This is a genomic window from Halovenus rubra, from assembly GCF_026586665.1.
Taxonomy (GTDB): domain Archaea; phylum Halobacteriota; class Halobacteria; order Halobacteriales; family Haloarculaceae; genus Halovenus; species Halovenus rubra.
The window spans coordinates 1-2886 of sequence record NZ_JAODIY010000002.1 but is presented as its reverse complement, the minus strand read 5'-3'; the positions used below and the strand labels follow the sequence as shown (position 1 = coordinate 2886).

Sequence of the window (2886 nt, the reverse complement as noted above, 5' to 3'; positions counted from 1 at the left end):
CATCAGCAAAACGTTATCAAGAAGTCTTCTGGAATGGAGCGCGAAACAGGGTGAAAGCCCCGTATTGGAAACAAGTCTGCTGTGAGTCAGTTCCAGAGTAGCGGAGGTTGGAAATCTTTCGTGAATCTGACAGGCATCGACTGTCAAAGCTAAATACTCTTCGAGACCGATAGTGAACAAGTAGCGTGAGCGAACGCTGAAAAGTATCCTCCAACGGGAGGTGAAATAGGGCTTGAAATCAGATGGCGATGGAGCGACGGGGCACACAAGGTCCTGTGATAAACGACCGAGGCGCGAGCCTCCAGTAGGACTCACAGGAAGCCGGTGTTCCGTCGTACGTTTTGAAAAACGGACCAGGGAGTGTGTTTGTCTGGCGAGTCTAACCGGTCAACCCGGGAAGGCATAGGGAAACCGACATGGCCGCAGCGCTTTGCGCGAGGGCCGCCGTGTTCAAGCGCGGGGAGTCAGACGGACACGACCCGAATCCGGACGATCTACGCGCGGGCAAGGTGAAGCATGACGAAAGTCATGTGGAAGCCTGTTAGGGTTGGTGTCTTACAATACCCTCCCGTGACCTGCGTGTAGGGGTGAAAGGCCCATCGAGTCCGGCAACAGCTGGTTCCGACCGAAACATGTCGAAGCATGACCTCCGCCGAGGTAGTCCGTGAGGTAGAGTGACTGATTACCGTGTCCGCCCTCGAGAGAGGTCGGCGCGGTTGTCAAACTCCGAACTCACTGACGCTTTTGACGCGGGGAGTCCGGTGCGCGGGGTAAGCCTGTGTACCATAAGGGAGACAACCCAGCGCCGGGTTAAGGTCCCAAAGTGTGGATTAAGTGCGATCGAAGGTGGTCCCGAGCCCTAGACAGCCGGGAGGTGAGCNAGCCGGGAGGTGAGCTTAGAAGCAGCTACCCTCTAAGAAAAGCGTAACAGCTTACCGGCCGAGGTTCGGGGCGCCCAAAATGATCGGGGCTCAAATCCACCACCGAAACCTGGCCACACCTGTCACAAGGTGGTTGCGTAGGTCGGCGCTCCGCGTGGATGGAAGCATGGGATAGATCTCGTGTGGACCGCGTGGTGACGAAAATCCTGGTCGTAGTAGCAGCGAAAGTCGGGTGAGAATCCTGACGGCCGAAAGGGCAAGGGTTCCTCGGCAATGTTTATCAGCCGAGGGTTAGCCGGTCCTAAGAGACACCGTAAGTCGAATGTCTCGAAAGGGAAACTGGTTAATATTCCAGTGCCACCGTGCAGTAAACGCTGACGCCCTGGGGTCGACCGAACCGGGCCTTCGCCCGGTCGAACTGTCCAAGGTCGTGGAAGCCGTAATGGCACGAAGCGACAGAACGGCAGGATAGTGTAAATCGGTTCAACCTGGGGCCCGTGAAAAGGCAAGCATGGTGTTCGTACCGAGATCCGACACAGGTGCCCATGGCAGCGAAAGCCTAGGCCTGTCGGGAACAACCGACGTTAGGGAATTCTGCAAGTTAGTCCCGTAAGTTCGCGATAAGGGATGCCTGCTCCGGAATGGAGCAGGTCTCAGTAACTCGGACGCTCCGACTGTCTACTAACAACATAGGTGACCGCTAATCCGCAAGGACTCGTACGGTCACTGAATCCTGCCCAGTGCGGGTATCTGAACACCTCGTACAAGAGGACGAAGGACCCGTTAACGGCGGGGGTAACTATGACCCTCTTAAGGTAGCGTAGTACCTTGCCGCTTCAGTAGCGGCTTGCATGAATGGATTAACGAGAGCGTCACTGTCCCAACGTTGGGCCCGGTGAACCGTACATTCCAGTGCGGAGTCTGGAGACCCCCAAGGGGAAGCGAAGACCCTATGGAGCTTTACTGCAGGCTGTCGCTGGGACGTGGTCGCTGATGTGCAGAGTAGGTAGAAGTTGTTACACAAGTGCGTGCGCCAGCACGTCGCCGAGACACTCATGAAACACTACCCGTCAGTGACTGCGACCCTCACTCCGGGAGGAGGACACCGGTAGCCAGGCAGTTTGACTGGGGCGGTACGCGCTTGAAAAGATATCGAGCGCGCCCCAAGGCCACCTCAGCCGAGTCGGAGACTCGGCGGAGAGCGTAAGAGCAAAAGGTGGCTTGACAGTGTTCTTCCCAACGAGGAACGCTGACGCGAAAGCGTGGTCTAGCGAACTTTTGCGCCTGCTTGATGCGGGCCAAAAATGACAGAAAAGCTACCCTAGGGATAACAGAGTCGTCACCCGCAAGAGCACATATCGACCGGGTGGCTTGCTACCTCGATGTCGGTTCCCTCCATCCTGCCCGTGCAGAAGCGGGCAAGGGTGAGGTTGTTCGCCTATTAAAGGAGGTCGTGAGCTGGGTTTAGACCGTCGTGAGACAGGTCGGCTGCTATCTATTGGGGGTGTTTTGGTACCTGACGGGAACGCCCGTATAGTACGAGAGGAACTACGGGTGGTGGCCACTGGTTTACCGGTTGTTCGAGAGAGCATTGCCGGGCAGCCACGCCACACGGGGTAAGAGCTGAACGCATCTAAGCTCGAAACCCACCTGGAAAAGAGGTACCGTTGAGACCACTCGTAGAAGACGAGTTCGATAGACTCGGGGTGTACGTGTCGAGGCAACGAGACATTCAGCCCGCGAGAACTAACAGGTCAAAGCCAACATTCATACCGCATTGTGACTCGGGTATACGAGTCCAGGCGTAAACTGGATCGCACGAACACATGGTTACATCAACCACTGAGACAGGTGTTGTGGGAACGTCCCCACATCACGGTTCGAGTCCGTGAGTCAGCATTAAGGCGGCCATAGCGGTGAGGTTCCACCCGTACCCATCCCGAACACGGAAGTTAAGCTCACCAGCGTTCCGCTGAGTACTGGAGTACGAGAGTCTCTGGGAAAG

At 56.4% G+C, this 2886-nt stretch carries 2 rRNA genes; both read left to right on the top strand.

Going from position 1 to position 2886, the window contains the following annotated elements:
* Positions 1-2651, top strand: a 23S ribosomal RNA gene (locus N5098_RS02300); the annotation flags it as partial.
* A gap of 130 nt (positions 2652-2781) precedes the next feature.
* Positions 2782-2886 (top strand): 5S ribosomal RNA (gene rrf / locus N5098_RS02295); the annotation flags it as partial.